16 protein-coding genes and 2 tRNA genes are annotated in these 14,873 nt (G+C 58.0%); 12 read left to right on the top strand and 6 right to left on the bottom strand.

The annotated features are described in order from the left end of the window. Positions 1–2: 2 nt before the first annotated feature. The 6 genes from modC to ACYZTX_RS15445 all read left to right on the top strand — a co-directional run bounded on the left by modC (position 3) and on the right by ACYZTX_RS15445 (position 3,972). Positions 3–1,082, top strand: a complete 1,080-nt coding sequence (modC, locus tag ACYZTX_RS15470; RefSeq protein ID WP_462034792.1) for a molybdenum ABC transporter ATP-binding protein — start codon at positions 3–5, stop codon at positions 1,080–1,082. Between the two features lie 75 nt (positions 1,083–1,157). Then, positions 1,158–2,198, top strand: coding sequence for a DNA topoisomerase IB (locus ACYZTX_RS15465; protein WP_462034791.1), 1,041 nt, complete (start codon positions 1,158–1,160; stop codon positions 2,196–2,198). Between the two features lie 72 nt (positions 2,199–2,270). Further along, positions 2,271–2,492: a hypothetical protein gene (locus ACYZTX_RS15460; RefSeq protein ID WP_462034790.1), complete on the top strand. Its 222-nt coding sequence runs from the start codon at positions 2,271–2,273 to the stop codon at positions 2,490–2,492. Between the two features lie 125 nt (positions 2,493–2,617). Then, positions 2,618–2,848: a hypothetical protein gene (locus ACYZTX_RS15455; RefSeq protein WP_462034789.1), complete on the top strand. Its 231-nt coding sequence runs from the start codon at positions 2,618–2,620 to the stop codon at positions 2,846–2,848. Positions 2,849–3,153: 305 nt separating this feature from the next. Then, positions 3,154–3,438 (top strand): hypothetical protein, encoded by a 285-nt coding sequence (locus tag ACYZTX_RS15450; RefSeq protein ID WP_462034788.1) that lies wholly within the window; start codon positions 3,154–3,156, stop codon positions 3,436–3,438. Between the two features lie 324 nt (positions 3,439–3,762). After that, positions 3,763–3,972 carry a hypothetical protein gene (locus ACYZTX_RS15445; RefSeq protein ID WP_462034787.1) on the top strand — a complete coding sequence of 70 codons (210 nt, stop codon included), beginning with the start codon at positions 3,763–3,765 and terminating at the stop codon, positions 3,970–3,972. A gap of 77 nt (positions 3,973–4,049) precedes the next feature. Here the strand turns inward: ACYZTX_RS15445 and ACYZTX_RS15440 are convergent. The 5 genes from ACYZTX_RS15440 to nirB all read right to left on the bottom strand — a co-directional run bounded on the left by ACYZTX_RS15440 (position 4,050) and on the right by nirB (position 8,231). Then, positions 4,050–4,136, bottom strand: a tRNA-Leu gene (locus ACYZTX_RS15440). Between the two features lie 195 nt (positions 4,137–4,331). Further along, a tRNA-Cys gene (locus tag ACYZTX_RS15435) sits at positions 4,332–4,405 on the bottom strand. Positions 4,406–4,811: 406 nt separating this feature from the next. Beyond that, positions 4,812–5,252 (bottom strand): CBS domain-containing protein, encoded by a 441-nt coding sequence (locus ACYZTX_RS15430; protein WP_462034786.1) that lies wholly within the window; start codon positions 5,250–5,252, stop codon positions 4,812–4,814. Between the two features lie 40 nt (positions 5,253–5,292). Then, complete coding sequence (gene nirD, locus ACYZTX_RS15425; protein WP_462034785.1) at positions 5,293–5,670, bottom strand: nitrite reductase small subunit NirD; 378 nt, start codon at positions 5,668–5,670, stop codon at positions 5,293–5,295. After that, a complete protein-coding gene (nirB, locus tag ACYZTX_RS15420) occupies positions 5,670–8,231 on the bottom strand; it encodes a nitrite reductase large subunit NirB (RefSeq protein ID WP_462034784.1) in 2,562 nt (853 codons plus the stop codon). Before nirB ends, nirD begins: the two co-directional genes overlap by 1 nt. Before the next feature lie 1,132 nt (positions 8,232–9,363). Here nirB and ACYZTX_RS15415 point away from each other — a divergent pair. The 6 genes from ACYZTX_RS15415 to ACYZTX_RS15390 are packed head-to-tail and all read left to right on the top strand — an operon-like array spanning position 9,364 to position 14,331. Further along, a complete protein-coding gene (locus tag ACYZTX_RS15415; RefSeq protein WP_462034783.1) occupies positions 9,364–9,786 on the top strand; it encodes a nuclear transport factor 2 family protein in 423 nt (140 codons plus the stop codon). Next, entirely contained in the window at positions 9,783–10,544 is a 762-nt protein-coding gene (locus ACYZTX_RS15410) for an SDR family NAD(P)-dependent oxidoreductase (RefSeq protein ID WP_462034782.1), read from the top strand. Before ACYZTX_RS15415 ends, ACYZTX_RS15410 begins: the two co-directional genes overlap by 4 nt. Further along, the gene (locus ACYZTX_RS15405; protein WP_462034781.1) at positions 10,541–11,788 is read left to right on the top strand and encodes an NAD(P)/FAD-dependent oxidoreductase; all 1,248 of its coding nucleotides are present in this window, start codon (positions 10,541–10,543) and stop codon (positions 11,786–11,788) included. Before ACYZTX_RS15410 ends, ACYZTX_RS15405 begins: the two co-directional genes overlap by 4 nt. Beyond that, positions 11,785–12,576, top strand: coding sequence for a DUF1365 domain-containing protein (locus ACYZTX_RS15400; RefSeq protein WP_462034780.1), 792 nt, complete (start codon positions 11,785–11,787; stop codon positions 12,574–12,576). Before ACYZTX_RS15405 ends, ACYZTX_RS15400 begins: the two co-directional genes overlap by 4 nt. Continuing rightward, the gene (locus ACYZTX_RS15395; RefSeq protein ID WP_462034779.1) at positions 12,563–13,831 is read left to right on the top strand and encodes a class I SAM-dependent methyltransferase; all 1,269 of its coding nucleotides are present in this window, start codon (positions 12,563–12,565) and stop codon (positions 13,829–13,831) included. Before ACYZTX_RS15400 ends, ACYZTX_RS15395 begins: the two co-directional genes overlap by 14 nt. Before the next feature lie 14 nt (positions 13,832–13,845). Further along, positions 13,846–14,331, top strand: a complete 486-nt coding sequence (locus tag ACYZTX_RS15390) for a DUF2878 domain-containing protein (RefSeq protein WP_462034778.1) — start codon at positions 13,846–13,848, stop codon at positions 14,329–14,331. A gap of 1 nt (position 14,332) precedes the next feature. Here ACYZTX_RS15390 and ACYZTX_RS15385 read toward each other — a convergent pair whose 3' ends face one another. After that, complete coding sequence (locus ACYZTX_RS15385) at positions 14,333–14,854, bottom strand: DUF3833 domain-containing protein (protein WP_462034777.1); 522 nt, start codon at positions 14,852–14,854, stop codon at positions 14,333–14,335. Positions 14,855–14,873 lie beyond the last annotated feature (19 nt).

The following is a 14,873-nucleotide window of genomic DNA, read 5'->3' as shown; positions in this document are numbered from 1 at the left end:
CGATGATTCATACCCGTCTAAAACTGACGTATTCGGGGTTCACCCTGGAAGTGGATCTGCAATTGCCCGGCCGCGGGGTCACCGCACTTTACGGTCATTCCGGTTCAGGCAAGACCACCTGCCTGCGCTGCATCGCCGGCCTGGAGAAGGCTGAGCAGGGTTTCGTCCAGGTCAACGATGAAGTCTGGCAGGACAGCGACAAGAAGATATTCGTACCGCCACACAAACGTGCGCTGGGTTACGTCTTCCAGGAAGCCAGCCTGTTTCCCCATCTGTCAGTGCTGGCCAATCTGGAGTTCGGCCTCGACCGCATTCCTCGCCAACAGCGCCGGGTCGACATGGCTCACGCGACTGAACTGCTCGGGATCGGCCATCTGCTGGATCGCCATCCGCAGAATCTTTCGGGCGGCGAACGCCAGCGCATCGGCATCGCCCGGGCCCTGCTCACCAGCCCCAAACTGTTGCTGATGGACGAGCCACTGGCAGCATTGGATAGTCAGCGCAAAAACGAAATCCTGCCGTACCTGCAGCGACTGCACGATGAACTGGACATCCCGGTGCTGTACGTCAGCCATTCCCAGGATGAAGTCGCGCGGCTGGCCGACCACCTCGTCTTGCTCAGTAACGGCAAGGCGCTGGCCAGCGGCCCTATCGGCGAAACCCTGGCCCGTCTCGACCTGCCCTTGGCGCTGGGCGACGACGCCGGCGTGGTGATCGAGGGGCGTGTCAGTGCCCATGACGCCGACTACCAGTTGCTGACCCTGCAACTGCCCGACACTCCCCTGAACATTCGAGTGGCTCACTCACCGATGACACTGGGTCAGGCGCTGCGCTGCAAGGTTCAGGCGCGGGATGTCAGCCTGAGCCTGCACAGCGTCGAGCACAGCAGCATCCTCAATCGCCTGCCGGTCACCGTGATCAGTGAAATGGGCGCGGACAACGCCGCCCATGTGCTGATCCGTCTGGATGCTGGCGGCACCCCACTGCTGGCGCGGATTACCCGCTACTCCCGGGACCAATTGGGCGTGCATCCCGGCCAGCAACTCTGGGCACAGATCAAGGCGGTGGCGGTGCTGGCATAAATCCGCTGGCACCACTGTAATGGCGCATGGTCAATGGCTGTAACGGCCCCTGATCTGTCGCCAAGGACTATCGCCATGCCCGATAACGCGCTGCCCGATGTACTGCCATCCGACCTGCATTACGTCGATGATACCCAGCCCGGCATCACCCGTAAGAAACTGCGCGGCAAGTTCTGCTATTACGACCCTGCGGGTCAGCGCATCACCGATAAAGATGAGATCAAGCGCATCAACGCCCTCGCCGTGCCCCCGGCCTACACCAATGTGTGGATCTGTGCCGATCCGCGCGGCCATCTGCAAGCCACCGGCCGTGATGCCCGAGGTCGCAAGCAATACCGTTATCACCCGCGCTGGCGAGAAGTGCGCGATGCCGACAAGTATTCGCGCTTGCGGGACTTCGGCCTGGCCCTGCCGAAACTGCGCAAACAGCTTGAAGCACTACTGGCGGCTCCCGGTTTCAGCCGCGACAAGGTCATGGCCACGGTCATCACCTTGCTCGATGCGACGCTGATCCGGGTCGGCAACACGCAGTACGCTCGGGACAACCGCTCCTACGGCCTGACCACCCTGCGCAACCGTCACGTCGAGGTCAACGGCAGTGCGATCCTGTTCCAGTTCCGCGGCAAGAGCGGCGTCGAACATCAGATCACTGTGAAAGACCGGCGCCTGGCGCGGATTATCAAACGCTGCCTGGAAATTCCCGGGCAAAACCTGTTTCAGTATCTGGATGAAAACGGTGAGCGCCACACCGTCAGTTCCTCCGACGTCAACGCCTACCTGCAAACCCTCACCGGCGCCGACTTCACTGCCAAGGATTACCGCACCTGGGCTGGCAGCGCGTTGGCGTTGGCGGTTTTGCGGGAACTGCAGTGGGAGCCCGAGTCGGATGCGAAGCGGCATGTGGTGGAGATGATCAAGAACGTTGCCAAACAACTGGGCAACACCCCGGCAGTCTGCCGCAAGTGCTACATCCACCCGGCGGTGCTTGATGGCTTTCTTCTCGGTGCGTTGTCTGAACTGCCCAGGTCACGGGCGCGCAAAGGGCTCAGGGCAGAGGAAGTCGGGCTGGCAGTGTTTTTGGAAATGAGTGTCGCAATGGCTGAGGCGACGAACTGACCTGTCTATTTTTTGCACGATCGCAAATGGCTTCTATAGTTGTTGTGAACCTGAATTAGCTGCGGTGGCGCCATGGAAGACATTTTCGTTGTGAAGCGTTGCACCAAGATCATCATCCATGGCCGCCGAGCCGGAGAAACCAGCCATCCGCCACCGGACGCCGCCTTCTGGTATCGCATCGCCGATACTCGAACTCATGGCTTCATCGGTGACGGTTTTGCTCGTGAAGAAGACGCCGAACATGAATGCTGGCATTTAAATGCCAGGTCACAAGTGACGGCCCGACAAGGCTAAGGTCACCTGCCTTTTACGGGTCTATACTGAGAAAGCTGAAGGAACAGCGACCCCATCGGCAGAAAGCTCGCTCCTCGCGGGCTTTTTGTTGCCAACTACAGGTTTCTTGAACGGAGGTGTTTGCCATGTCCGAAAAAGAGTCCATCACCACGCTGCTCACGCTACTCGACTCCCGTCAGGCTCGCCTGGCAGCGGCGTGCAAGGAAATTGCCGACTGGGTCGATCATCAAGGCGGTCACCCGACGGCCCTAAGAATTCGTGATCGTCTGAACGACATCGAGAAAGACGCGCCACTGATTCGCAATACACTGTCGTCACTAAAGCCTGTCGACAAGCCCCTGCCGCGGTTCAGATGATTCGATCTGGACACCTTCAAGGACACGGCCTGATTCAGGACGCATGAACGGCGACATGGTCGTCACCGTATGCGTCCTTGCCTGATCGCTTTCTGGTACATCCCCACCCGGCCTGGCGCTGGGCTTTTTTGTTGCTTGGTCTATTTCACACGATGTTCACATCTCAGGCTTTACATTGACCGGACTCCTTTGAAGAACCCCCCTGGCCCGCCCGCATGCGGGCCTTTTTTTTGCGCATTACGCAGGCAACGAACGTCCCCCTACGCTGGAGGTCAAACGATTACACGTCACCAAGGAGGCGTCTGATGGTTACTCACTTCAAAGTCAGCGGGCATTTGGCCTGCGGTCACAAAGGCAGCAAACTCGTCTCAACCAGCGAACTTACCCGGGTGAAATGCAGAAGCTGCCGCAACACCGACGCGTTCAAGGATGCGCGTAAAGACCAGCGCAATGCTACACGCCGCGCCGCACGCAAAGCCAAAGTCACGCACACTGCCATTGACTGGCGTGCGTCTTGGGTCGAACGGCTCACCGCCATGGATGGACTGCAACGATTGCCTCGTGGTTTTACCGGTCAGCCGTTCGTCTAGCTGACAACTTCGGCGGCTGAATCGAACTCACTCGATTCGGCCGCTGACGCCATGCGCTGCTTGTCTGCTTGCATCCCGGACTCGATTGTTTTTGTTACGCCGGCGTGCGCTTCCGTTGAGATAACGGGTGTGCGTTAGTTAAATAATCTTTGACTGATGCACGCTGAACTTATTGTTAGTTTTCTTATTGGTCGTCAGGACTGCGTGAGCGTGGTGCGCACCATCGCCATGCATTTTTTGGCGGCAAACAGATTCCTCGACTAGGGTTCTATCGAACCAAATTGCGCCGACGGTATTGGCGGGCACTCATCAAGGAGGGGACAGATGAAATCAATTCGTGATACTGAGAAAACCTATCGCACCTGGTCCAGCCCAATCTTGCTTGAACTCAAGGAGAGAGAGCACCAGCTGGACGCTGCAGCCCGCCAGGCCCTTCAAAATGTCTTGGCGGAGAGAAGGCTTGTCAATATCGGCAACCCTTCTGGCGATGATCGACGAGGGGCTAATCCAGCGACTGACGGCCGGCATCAATAGCTGTGACCGAAAAAATAGCAGGCCAGAAACAAACAAGGGTTTGCATCAGCTTTCGCTCGCAAACCCTTGATTTAAGATGGTGCCCGAAGCCGGAATCGAACCGGCACGCCCTTACGAGCGGGGGATTTTAAGTCCCATGCGTCTACCAGTTTCGCCATTCGGGCGGTAGCGCGGTGAAGCAGTCTGAAGACTGTCAAATAACGATCTGGCAGTTCTGACGCTTGTGCAGCAGAGGGGGAAATATATACATCCCGCTCCGGTGAAGCAAGTTCGCATCGGCCCTTTTCAAGACTAAATCTTGCAGGGCAACGGAAATAAAAAAGCTCCGTAAATCATAGATCTACGGAGCTCGTTTAAAGTGGAGGCCGAGGTCGGAATCGAACCGGCGTAGGTGGATTTGCAATCCACTGCATAACCATTTTGCTACTCGGCCTCAAGCATCAGATGTCATGTAGCACAACATCAAACGCGTACAAACTTGGAGTAAGATACGTGATCTAACTCCTTGAAAACATTGAGCTTTTTCAGCGGTCAGTGCTTTCGATGGCGTGAATTATGTACTGATTTCCCGAGGCTGGCAACCCCTTGATTTCAAAAAAAATTCCGTCAGGTGGTTTCTATCTTTCAAGGGGGTTGCTCAGCCCTTCCGGCCGGGATCGTCCGTTACGTCTCCTACCGCGATCAACGGTTCAATGCCCCACTCCCCATGCAGATACCAATCCCTCCGATCATTTTGGCCGGATGCATCGTCAGGACAGTGGGTTTCTGGAGACTACAGAGCCCGGTTGGCACCGATCAAGAAACGCGCGAAGCCCCAATTCACCGTGGCACTGACCGGTTCAGTGCCCGCGAATGTAATGCTCCAGTTGCCGAATCAGATCCGCCTGTTCGACGATGGCTTCCTTGACCAGATCACCAATCGATAACAGACCGATCAGTTCGCCGCCGTCCACCACTGGCAGGTGACGCAGATGACTGTCGGTCATGACCGCCATGCAACGCTCGATGCTCTGCTGACTGTCCGCTGTCACCACGGGCGCACTCATAATGTCGCGCACCGGCGTTCCGACCGAGGAGCGCCCCTGCAGCACGACCTTGCGCGCATAGTCGCGCTCGCTGATCACGCCGACCACCTGCCCGGCCTCGATCACCGGAAGCGCGCCCACGTTCTTTTCGGCCATTATCCTCAGGGCTTCCAGCACCATTTCATCGGGCGCGATGCTATGCACCTGGTGGTTTTGCACGACCTTGAGTTTCAGCAATTGTGCGGCTGTTTTCATAAGTGCCTCCGATAAGGATACGCGATGCTGTTGATCACCCTCATGCCACCCCGACTTCCACCACACCGCTGTTCAACCGCACGGGCCAGACACGCAGACGCTGTTGCGGGTACTCAAGGCAAGTACCGTCCTCAAGGCGGAAATGCTGCTTGTAGATCGGTGATGCAACGACCAGATCACCCTTGATGCTGCCGACCAACCCGCGACCGATCACATTCGCCCCGGATTGCGGGTCATGGTTGTCGATGGCATAGAGGGACCGCCCCTCGGCACCCGGCAGGTAGAACAGCGCCACTTGTGCGCCGTCGAGCCAGACGACGACGCCGGAGTTGCTGACCAGGTCCTGTTGCTCGCACACCGTTTGCCAGGCCTCGATGTGTTCCAGGGAATCGATGCGTTGGGTATTGGACTGGCTCATCAGGCAATCTCCTCGATGACAGGGATAAGGTTGAGTTCGGCGGCCATGATCGGACGCCGCTGACCGCGTTCCTGGACAAAGTGAATATCCGGGTCCGGGCGCTTATCGTTGACGAAGGTACGGAAGCGCTTGAGTTTTTCCGGATCTTTGAGGGCATTCGCCCATTCGCATTCATAGCGATCGACGACCAACTGCATTTGCGATTCAAGTTCCGCGCCAAGTCCGAGGCTGTCGTGGATGATCACGTCTTTAAGGTAATCGAGGCCGCCTTCCAGCGTTTCACGCCACACCGAGGTGCGCTGCAGTTTGTCGGCGGTGCGGATGTAGAACATCAGGAAGCGGTCGATGTAGCGGATCAGGGTCGCATCGTCGAGGTCGGTGGCGAACAGTTCGGCATGGCGCGGACGCATGCCGCCGTTACCGGCGATATATAGGTTCCAACCCTTCTCGGTGGCGATCACCCCGACGTCTTTGCTCTGGGCCTCGGCGCATTCCCGGGTGCAACCGGATACTGCGAACTTGAGCTTGTGCGGCGAGCGCAGGCCCTTGTAGCGATCCTCGATGGTCAGGGCCATTTGCACGCTGTCCTGCACGCCATAACGGCACCAGGTACTGCCAACGCAAGACTTCACCGTGCGGGTCGATTTGCCGTAGGCGTGCCCGGTTTCGAAACCCGCTTCGATCAGCTCGGCCCAGATGTCTGGCAATTCATGCAACTGCGCACCAAACAGGTCGATACGCTGGCCGCCGGTGATTTTGGTGTAGAGGTCGTATTTCTTCGCCACCACACCGATCGCGATCAGTTTGTCGGCGGTGATCTCACCACCGGGGATGCGCGGCACCACCGAATAGGTGCCGTTTTTCTGCATGTTGGCCATGAAGGTGTCGTTGGTGTCCTGCAGCGGCACCAGCGACGCGTCCATGATCGGCTGGTTCCAGCACGACGCGAGGATCGAGCCCACCGCCGGTTTGCAGACGTCGCAACCGGTGTGGCCGCGGCCATGCTTGGCCAGCAGTTCTTCGAAGGTGATCACCCTTTCTACCCGCACCAGCGCATAAAGCTCCTGGCGGGTATAGGCAAAGTGTTCGCACAGGCTCTTGTCGACGCTGACGCCACGGGCAATCAACTCATGCTCGAAAACCTGCTTCAGCAGCCCGGCACAACCACCGCAACCGGTGCAGGCCTTGGTCTGCGATTTGAGCAGGCCGAGGTCGGTGCAACCACCGTCAATGGCCGAGCAAATGGAACCCTTGGTGACGTTGTGGCACGAGCAGACCGTTGCCGACTCTGGCAAGGCGCCCGGGCCCAGGGTCGGCGCGCCTTCGGACGACGGCAGAATCAGGCTGGCGGGTTCCGCCGGCAGCGCAATCGCGTTCTGCATGTATTGCAGCAGCGTGTCGTAATAGCTGTTGTCACCCACCAGCACCGCACCGAGTACGTGCTTGCCAGTCGCATCCACCACCAAGCGTCGATAGCTGGCCGTGGTTTCGTCGATGAACTGATAACTGCGCGCGCCCGGCGTGCTGCCGTGCGCGTCGCCGATGGAGCCGACATCGACGCCCAGCAGCTTGAGCTTGGTTGACATGTCCGCGCCCATGAACGGCTCGGCCGCCTCGTTGCACAACAGTGCAGCGACGCCGCGCGCCATCTGGTAACCGGGCGCAACCAGACCAAAAATGCTGTCATTCCAGGCGGCACACTCGCCGATAGCGTAGATGTTCGGATCGCTGCTCAGGCATTGGTCGTCAATCACGACACCGCCACGTGGGCCGACTTCCAGCGAGCATTGGCGAGCCAGTGCATCTTGCGCACGGATACCGGCGGAGAACACGATCAGGTCGGTTTCAAGAAATTCGTCATTGGCGAAATTCATCCGGTAGCGGTATTCCTCGCCGGCGCTGATCGATTGCGTTCCGCGCGACAGGTGCACACCGACGCCGAGCCGCTCGATCTGCGCCTTGAGCGCCAGGCCACCGTACTCGTCCAACTGCACCGGCATCAGGCGCGGGGCGAATTCCACCACATGAGCTTCCAGCCCCAGGGTTTTCAGGGCGTTGGCCGCTTCCAGGCCCAGCAAGCCACCGCCGACCACCACACCGCGTCGGGCGTTGGTCGCCGCGGCACGGATGGCGTCGAGGTCTTCAAGGGTGCGATACACCAGGCGCGAATCGCCCTCGGCGCCTTCGATTGGTGGGACGAACGGATAGGACCCGGTGGCCAGCACCAATTTGTCGTAGGAGACACACCCTTGACCGGTGATCACCTGGCGACAGACGCGGTCGATTTCCAATACCGGCACACCCAAATGCAGGGTGACGCCCGGGGTCTGGTACAGCGAGGCTTCACCGAGGGCCAGCGACTCGGCATCACGACCGGAGAAATACTCGGAAAGGTGCACGCGGTCGTAGGCACGCATCGGCTCTTCGCTGAAGACGTGCAGCCGATAGTGATCAAGGGCACCGCGTTCGATCAGCTGCTCGACACAATGATGTCCGACCATGCCATTGCCGATCACGATCAGCGTTTGCAGCTTGTTCAAAGTGGCAACACTGGAATTCATAAGAGACACCCGTCTATAGCTGTTCAAAAAGCAAAAAAAAACGCCTGAAACCTTACGGTTCCAGGCGTCTTTGCCTGTTCATTTACGGTGTCAGGTCAGGCATCTATGCCGGATCCACCGATGTTGCCCACGACCTGTTCGGCCAATCGATCGTCGTTGACCGAAGGGGCTGCCCACTCGACTGCGTTCACAGTGGGCCTGAACAGTGTCTTGCAGACTTTGTGCCAGTCGGCCATTGGCCGTATTTGCGTAGGTAAACGTTGACTACGGGTGCCCATGAAAGCCCGATAGTTGCCTTCGCATAGTGCAGAGGCGTGGTGCGCGGCCTTATAAAAGTGCACGAATGAGCGGCCTCGATGTTTGCACGATGGGCGGTTTGCACAGTGCTTTGTAAAGGCGTGGGTGGCGCTTGAGTTCAGCGGCTGGTGCTGAACTCAATACCCGAAAGGTTCCATTCTCTGAGTCAAATCCCTGACCAATACAGGCTGTGGGATCAAGCCATCAAGAGCGCACTACGGAACCTGTGACCGGTAGATTCCCCGAAACGAGGAGGAGTTCATATGCGCTACAGACCTTGCTGCACTGATATTTTTTCAAGTGACTGCATCCAGCTTGTCCTCTAGCGGGTAGTACATCTAGCAGCCATGCGCCGCTGAGCTGATCACCCTTCTGGAGAGATTTGCATGAACGTTAAACGATTCCTCTGCATTGTCAGCGCTGCGCCTGCTAACACCACATTGTCGGGTAAAGCGACGGCTGCTCATGCATGTCCCCACCACCAAAGCCCGCGCAGCGAACCGGAGAGACATGATTTGTCTCCAGTGAAAAGGAACTAGCCCCTACTAACACTCTTAGCCGGCCAACCGGTGAAATAGTTGTACAAAAAAATTGACTTGTACAGCAATTATTCTATTCTTTAAAAATTGTACAAAATGCTTAGCGCTGTACAAGAAAAGAAGGGGAAGTACCATGGTCGACACCGCAGACACCGGCAAAATCGAAATCAGCACCTCATCCAAGCGAAGTGACCTGTTTGGCATTGCGAGTTACCCAGGACAGATTGTCCACGTCGCCAGAAGACACCAGCGAACGCTGAATTCGAGCAGGAACCTGCCATCAATGGAGACGCATCGTGACTGACTTCCTGCGGTGTTTTGCCAACGACTTCGCTGCGCTGGACGCCAGCAATTTGCACAAACTTAAGGAGCTGTACAGTCACGATGTGCGCTTCAGTGATCCACTACATGAGATCCAAGGCCTGACAGCGCTGCAAGAATATTTTACAGAGCTATACGCCAACGTCAGCGAGCTAGGTTTCACGTTTCACGGCTACGACCAGGTGCAAGACGGCATCGGTTACCTGCGCTGGACCATGCAATATCACCATCCTCGCCTGCGCCGTGGCCGACTAATAGAGGTCGATGGCTGCTCGTACCTGCTGTGGCACGAGAAGGTGTACCAGCATCGCGACTACTTCGATGCAGGTGCTCTGCTCTATGAGCACCTGCCGTTAATGGGGACAGCGATTGGCTGGTTGAAAGGGAGACTGGCATGAAACGCATCTGGCTCACCGGCGCCAGCAGCGGCATCGGCGCCGCCCTGGCGGAGATTCTACTGACCCAAGGCCACTTTCTGGCCATCACCGCGCGCAATGTACAGGCCCTGGAAAAATTACACGCGGAGTACCCGCAGCAGGTACTTCTGCTGCCAGGCGACCTGACCGATCCACGCGAAGTTCGAGCCATGGGCGAGCGAATCGAGCAACTCTGGGGCCACCTGGATCAGGTCATCCTAAACGCTGGCACCTGCGAGTACCTGGACGTTGGCACCTTCGAAGCCAACATGATTGAACGCGTGATGCGGGCAAATTTGTTTTCCGCGGCCTACTGCGTGGAGGCAGCCCTGCCGCTATTGCGCAAGGCGCAGCGACCTCATCTGGTGGCGGTGTGTAGCTCGGTTACCTACCTGCCATTACCTCGCGCCGAGGCTTATGGCGCCTCCAAAGCGGCTATGCGTTACCTGTTTCAATCGCTGCGCATCGACTTGGCACACGAGGGTGTCGACATCACTCTTGTCAGCCCGGGCTTCGTCGATACGCCGCTCACGCAACAGAATGATTTCCCAATGCCTATGCGCTGGCCAGTCAACAAGGCTGCCGACTACATTGCCACCCGGCTAGAAAGACGACCGCTAGAAATCTCATTTCCCGGGCCATTCATCGCCGCCCTGCGCGTATTAGCGATATTGCCTCAACGCCTGCAACTGATGCTGGGCAAACTCATGGCGCGTCCCGTCACAGAAGAATCATCGTGAAAATAGCCATCATCGGTAGTGGTATTTCCGGCCTGACCTGCGCCTACCTGCTCAACCGTAAGCACGACGTCACCGTATTCGAGGCCAGTGACTGGATCGGCGGTCACACCCACACTGTTGATGTTGAGGTAAAGGGCGAGCGCTATGCCATCGATACTGGTTTCATCGTCTTCAACGACTGGACATATCCCAACTTCATCCGTCTGTTGGATCAACTCGGCGTGGCCTCGCAACCCACCGAGATGAGCTTCTCGGTTCAGGATCCGAGTTCTGGCACTGAATACAACGGCAACAACCTCAATGGCCTGTTTGCCCAGCGGCGCAACCTGCTATCACCCGGCTTCTGGGGCATGTTGCGCGACATCTTGCGCTTCAACCGCGAGGTATTGCGTGACCTGCACGAACAACGCATAGCCGCCGACACCACCCTCGGAGCCTACCTGCGGCAAAACGGCTACGGTCCGCGTTTTATCGAACATTACATAGTCCCTATGGGGTCGGCGATCTGGTCGATGTCACTGGGCGACATGCAGCGTTTTCCGCTTCAGTTCTTCGTACGCTTCTGTAAAAATCACGGGCTCCTGTCGGCCACCAATCGGCCACAGTGGCGTGTGGTCAGCGGTGGCTCGCGCAGTTATGTAGCACCGCTGAGCGCCGGATTTGTCGAGCGTATCCGCCTCAATTGTCCGGTGTATCGTGTGGTACGTGACATCGCAGGAGTGAACCTGCACAGCTCCGCCGGCATGGAGCGCTTTGACACCGTGGTTTTCGCCTGTCACAGCGACCAGGCATTACGCCTGCTGGCGGCTCCAAGCCAAGCCGAACGGGAGATACTCGGCGCACTGCGTTACGCCGAGAACGATGTGGTGCTGCACAGCGACACCCGTCTGCTGCCGAACCGTCGCTTGGCCTGGGCAAGCTGGAATTACCGCCTCGGCGGCTCAGCCCAGCAACCGGCCGCTGTCACCTACAACATGAATATCCTGCATGGGCTCCAGAGCGACACCACCTTCTGCGTTAGCTTAAACCAGACCGCAGCCATTGACCCGAGCAAAATCCTCGACCGTTTCCGCTACGCCCATCCGCAATACAGCCATGCAGGACTGATCGCACAGGCACGTTGGCAAGAACTACAAGGCGCTCAAAACAGCTACTACTGCGGCGCCTACTGGGCCAACGGTTTCCATGAGGACGGTGTGGTGAGCGCCTTGCGCGTGGCAGCGGCTTTCGGAGAACAACTGTGAACAGCGCACTGTACCGCGGCTGGGTCAGCCACCGCCGGCTGCTTCCGCGCGTCCATAAGTTTCGCTACCGCATGGGTATGCTCTACCTGGATCTTGCAGAACAATCCCAGGTGCTGGGCTTATCGTGGCTCGCCGGACATTCGCGCTGGGCCGCCTTCGCCTTCCGCGAAACCGACTACCTGCCGCTTTTCACCCGCCAGGGTATGACATTGAGCGATGCCGTACGTCAGCGCGTGGAGCAGGCCCTCGGTCACGCTCCGCAGGGAAGGATCTGTCTGCTCACCCAGCCGCGCAGTTGGGGGCTGTCCTTCAATCCGATCAGCCTGTTTTACTGCTTCGAATCCGACGGCAGTCTGGCCGCCATCCTCTGCGAAGTCAGCAATACCCCTTGGCGAGAGCGTTACCACTACGTACTGCCGACCCACGCGAGCGGTGAGTCACGCCATAGGGTCGCCAAGAGTTTTCACGTCTCGCCCTTCCTGCCTCGCGATCTGGAGTACCGCATGCATTTCTCTGCTCCCGAGCAAACGCTGCACGTGACCATGCAGGACTGGCAGGGCGAGCAAAAAATGTTTGAAGCTGGCCTGGGCCTTGAGCGCATCGAACTGACGCGCCAAAGCCTGCACCGCCACCTTCTGGACTTCCCCTGGATGACCGGCAAGACCCTGCTCGGCATTTATTGGCAGGCCCTGCGTCTGTTGCTCAAGCGTCTGCCACTGTTTTCCCATGAAGCGGCCAGCGGTGAATACGGCACCGCGAATCTGGAGTCTCGTCATGACAAATCCTAGCCTGAATCCCTCCAGCACCTGTGGCTCTGCTGCCAACGGGGTAAGCGCCCGACTGCTGAAGAAAGGGGTCTTGCGCCAGCTGGCACAACTGCGCCACGGACATTTGGTGATCATCGTCGACGGTGAGCGCCTGAGCTTCGGCGAGCCTGGCGCTGTTCTGCATGGCGAGATCGAAGTGCTTAATGCGGCCCTGTGGTCGATGGTGGCGGTGAATGGCTCAATTGGCGCTGGCGAGGCCTATATCCAGGAGTACTGGAGCAGTCCCGATCTGACTGCGGTGATCCGCATTTTCGTTGCCAACCTCGACGTGCTGGATGGAATGGAGCGCGGCCTGGCACGTATGCGCCGTCCACTGGTAAAAGCCCTGCACTGGCTCAACCGCAACACGCGCCAGGGCTCGCAACGCAACATTTCAGCGCACTACGACTTGGGCAACGCGCTGTTCGAACAACTGCTGGACCCCACCATGATGTATTCCGCAGCCATGTTCCGCTCCACCAGCGACAGCCTCGAACAAGCCCAAATGTACAAGCTGGAGTGCATCTGCCAAAAACTCGATCTCAAACCCAGCGACCACCTGCTGGAGATCGGCACTGGCTGGGGCAGTATGGCGCTGTATGCGGCCACCCACTATGGCTGCAAGGTCACCACCACCACGCTGTCCCGAGAGCAATTTGCGTACACGAAGCGCCGAATTGAGGAGCAGTGTCTGCAAGACCGCATTACCCTGCTGTTGCAGGACTATCGTGACCTGACGGGCAAATACGACAAGCTAGTATCGATCGAGATGATCGAGGCAGTCGGCCACCGCTTCCTGCCCACCTACTTCAAACAGTGCGCCCATCTGCTCAAAGAACACGGGCTTATGCTATTGCAGGCCATCACCATTCGGGAACAGCGCTATGAGCAGGCGAAAAAAACGGTCGACTTCATCCAGCGCTACATCTTCCCGGGCGGTGCCTTGCCTTCGGTGAGCGCCATGCTGCACACCATCAGTCGCGACACTGACCTGAACCTTCACCACATGGAGGACTTCGGCCTTCATTACGCACGGACTCTTCGCATGTGGCACGATAACCTGCGGCGCAGCCGGCACAACCTAGAAGCACTAGGCTACGACCAGACGTTCTATCGCCTCTGGGAGTTCTACCTGTGCTATTGCGAAGGCGGCTTCCTGGAGCGAGGTATCGGCACCGCGCATCTATTACTCGCCAAACCCGGGGCACGACCGGAGCCCTTCGGCCTAAAGGCGTGAGCAGGCGGGGCCGGTTGTTGCTGAACGCAGGGCTGTTCCAACTCGGTTGGTTCGCCTGCGTGTTTGGCGCGCAACGACCTTGGACGTTGCTGATTGCAATCGCATGCCTGGCTACACACCTGCGTTGGATTGCCAACGACCCAAATGAATGGCGCATTCTGTTGCGGGTGGCAACCTGCGGTTGGGTCCTGGACAGTATTCTATTGCACCTCGGGCTGTTCTCCTTTTCAGATGCCACTATTGTTCTGCCGCTATGGCTGGCAATGCTTTGGCTGCTTTTCGCCAGCACTTTGCGTCACAGCCTGAGCTGGACAAAGCGGCCTTGGTGGATGGGCAGCCTACTAGGGGCCTTTGGCGGGCCGCTCTCCTATTTGGGCGGCGCCAGGTTAGCAGACGTGGGTCTACCGCTAGGTGTTTGGCCTAGCGCTCTGCTAATCGCATTGATATGGGCGATGTTGATGCCGGCGCTGCACTGGATAGCCGGACAGCATGCACGTTGACTCAAGACTTGCGGAAGAACAAGGTGATCTGGCCTACCTCCACCCCGAACTTGGTCATGAACGAGCGATTGATCATGGTGTTCTTGTCCATTAGGTACATCCAGTCGTCCAATTGAACCTGATATACCTTTCCATCCACCGGTAGGCTCAGCACATATCGCCAGCGCAGTGTATTGCCTGCCACCTCACCAAGCGCCTCGCCTACCACGTCGCCAGCGGTTCCGCGCCATTGGCTAGAACCAACTGGAGTTAGCGTCCACACCCTTTTTTGCTTAGTACCATCGCTGTAAGTAAATGATTCGTCGAGGATCAGCCTGCTACCTTCGGAGTGGCCATTGATCTCCACGTGGAAGCGCTTGGTGACCTCGCCAGAACGCTTTTGAAACATACCCCAGGCTTCGACCCGGCCCTCAAAGAATTCGCGCAACTCAAGCGTGGGCGTCTCCTGTCTGTAGGTGTGCACATCCACCCGGCTGCAACTTGCAAGGCCAATGCATAGCAGCAATATCCATATCTTCAACATGTGCATTTCCTCAACGGTC

The sequence above is a fragment of the Pseudomonas sp. MDT1-17 genome, assembly GCF_054898105.1.
Note: the sequence above shows the minus strand (reverse complement) of the source record. Positions and strands in the feature narration are given on the sequence as shown.

Bases quoted from the DNA above. Each gene is read 5' to 3' on its own strand.
- modC (WP_462034792.1), top strand. From the start codon at position 3: ATGATTCATACCCGTCTAAAACTGACGTATTCGGGGTTCACCCTGGAA.
- ACYZTX_RS15465 (WP_462034791.1), top strand. From the start codon at position 1,158: ATGCCCGATAACGCGCTGCCCGATGTACTGCCATCCGACCTGCATTAC.
- ACYZTX_RS15460 (WP_462034790.1), top strand. From the start codon at position 2,271: ATGGAAGACATTTTCGTTGTGAAGCGTTGCACCAAGATCATCATCCAT.
- ACYZTX_RS15455 (WP_462034789.1), top strand. From the start codon at position 2,618: ATGTCCGAAAAAGAGTCCATCACCACGCTGCTCACGCTACTCGACTCC.
- ACYZTX_RS15450 (WP_462034788.1), top strand. From the start codon at position 3,154: ATGGTTACTCACTTCAAAGTCAGCGGGCATTTGGCCTGCGGTCACAAA.
- ACYZTX_RS15445 (WP_462034787.1), top strand. From the start codon at position 3,763: ATGAAATCAATTCGTGATACTGAGAAAACCTATCGCACCTGGTCCAGC.
- ACYZTX_RS15430 (WP_462034786.1), bottom strand. From the start codon at position 5,252: ATGAAAACAGCCGCACAATTGCTGAAACTCAAGGTCGTGCAAAACCAC.
- nirD (WP_462034785.1), bottom strand. From the start codon at position 5,670: ATGAGCCAGTCCAATACCCAACGCATCGATTCCCTGGAACACATCGAG.
- nirB (WP_462034784.1), bottom strand. From the start codon at position 8,231: ATGAATTCCAGTGTTGCCACTTTGAACAAGCTGCAAACGCTGATCGTG.
- ACYZTX_RS15410 (WP_462034782.1), top strand. From the start codon at position 9,783: ATGAAACGCATCTGGCTCACCGGCGCCAGCAGCGGCATCGGCGCCGCC.
- ACYZTX_RS15395 (WP_462034779.1), top strand. From the start codon at position 12,563: ATGACAAATCCTAGCCTGAATCCCTCCAGCACCTGTGGCTCTGCTGCC.
- ACYZTX_RS15385 (WP_462034777.1), bottom strand. From the start codon at position 14,854: ATGTTGAAGATATGGATATTGCTGCTATGCATTGGCCTTGCAAGTTGC.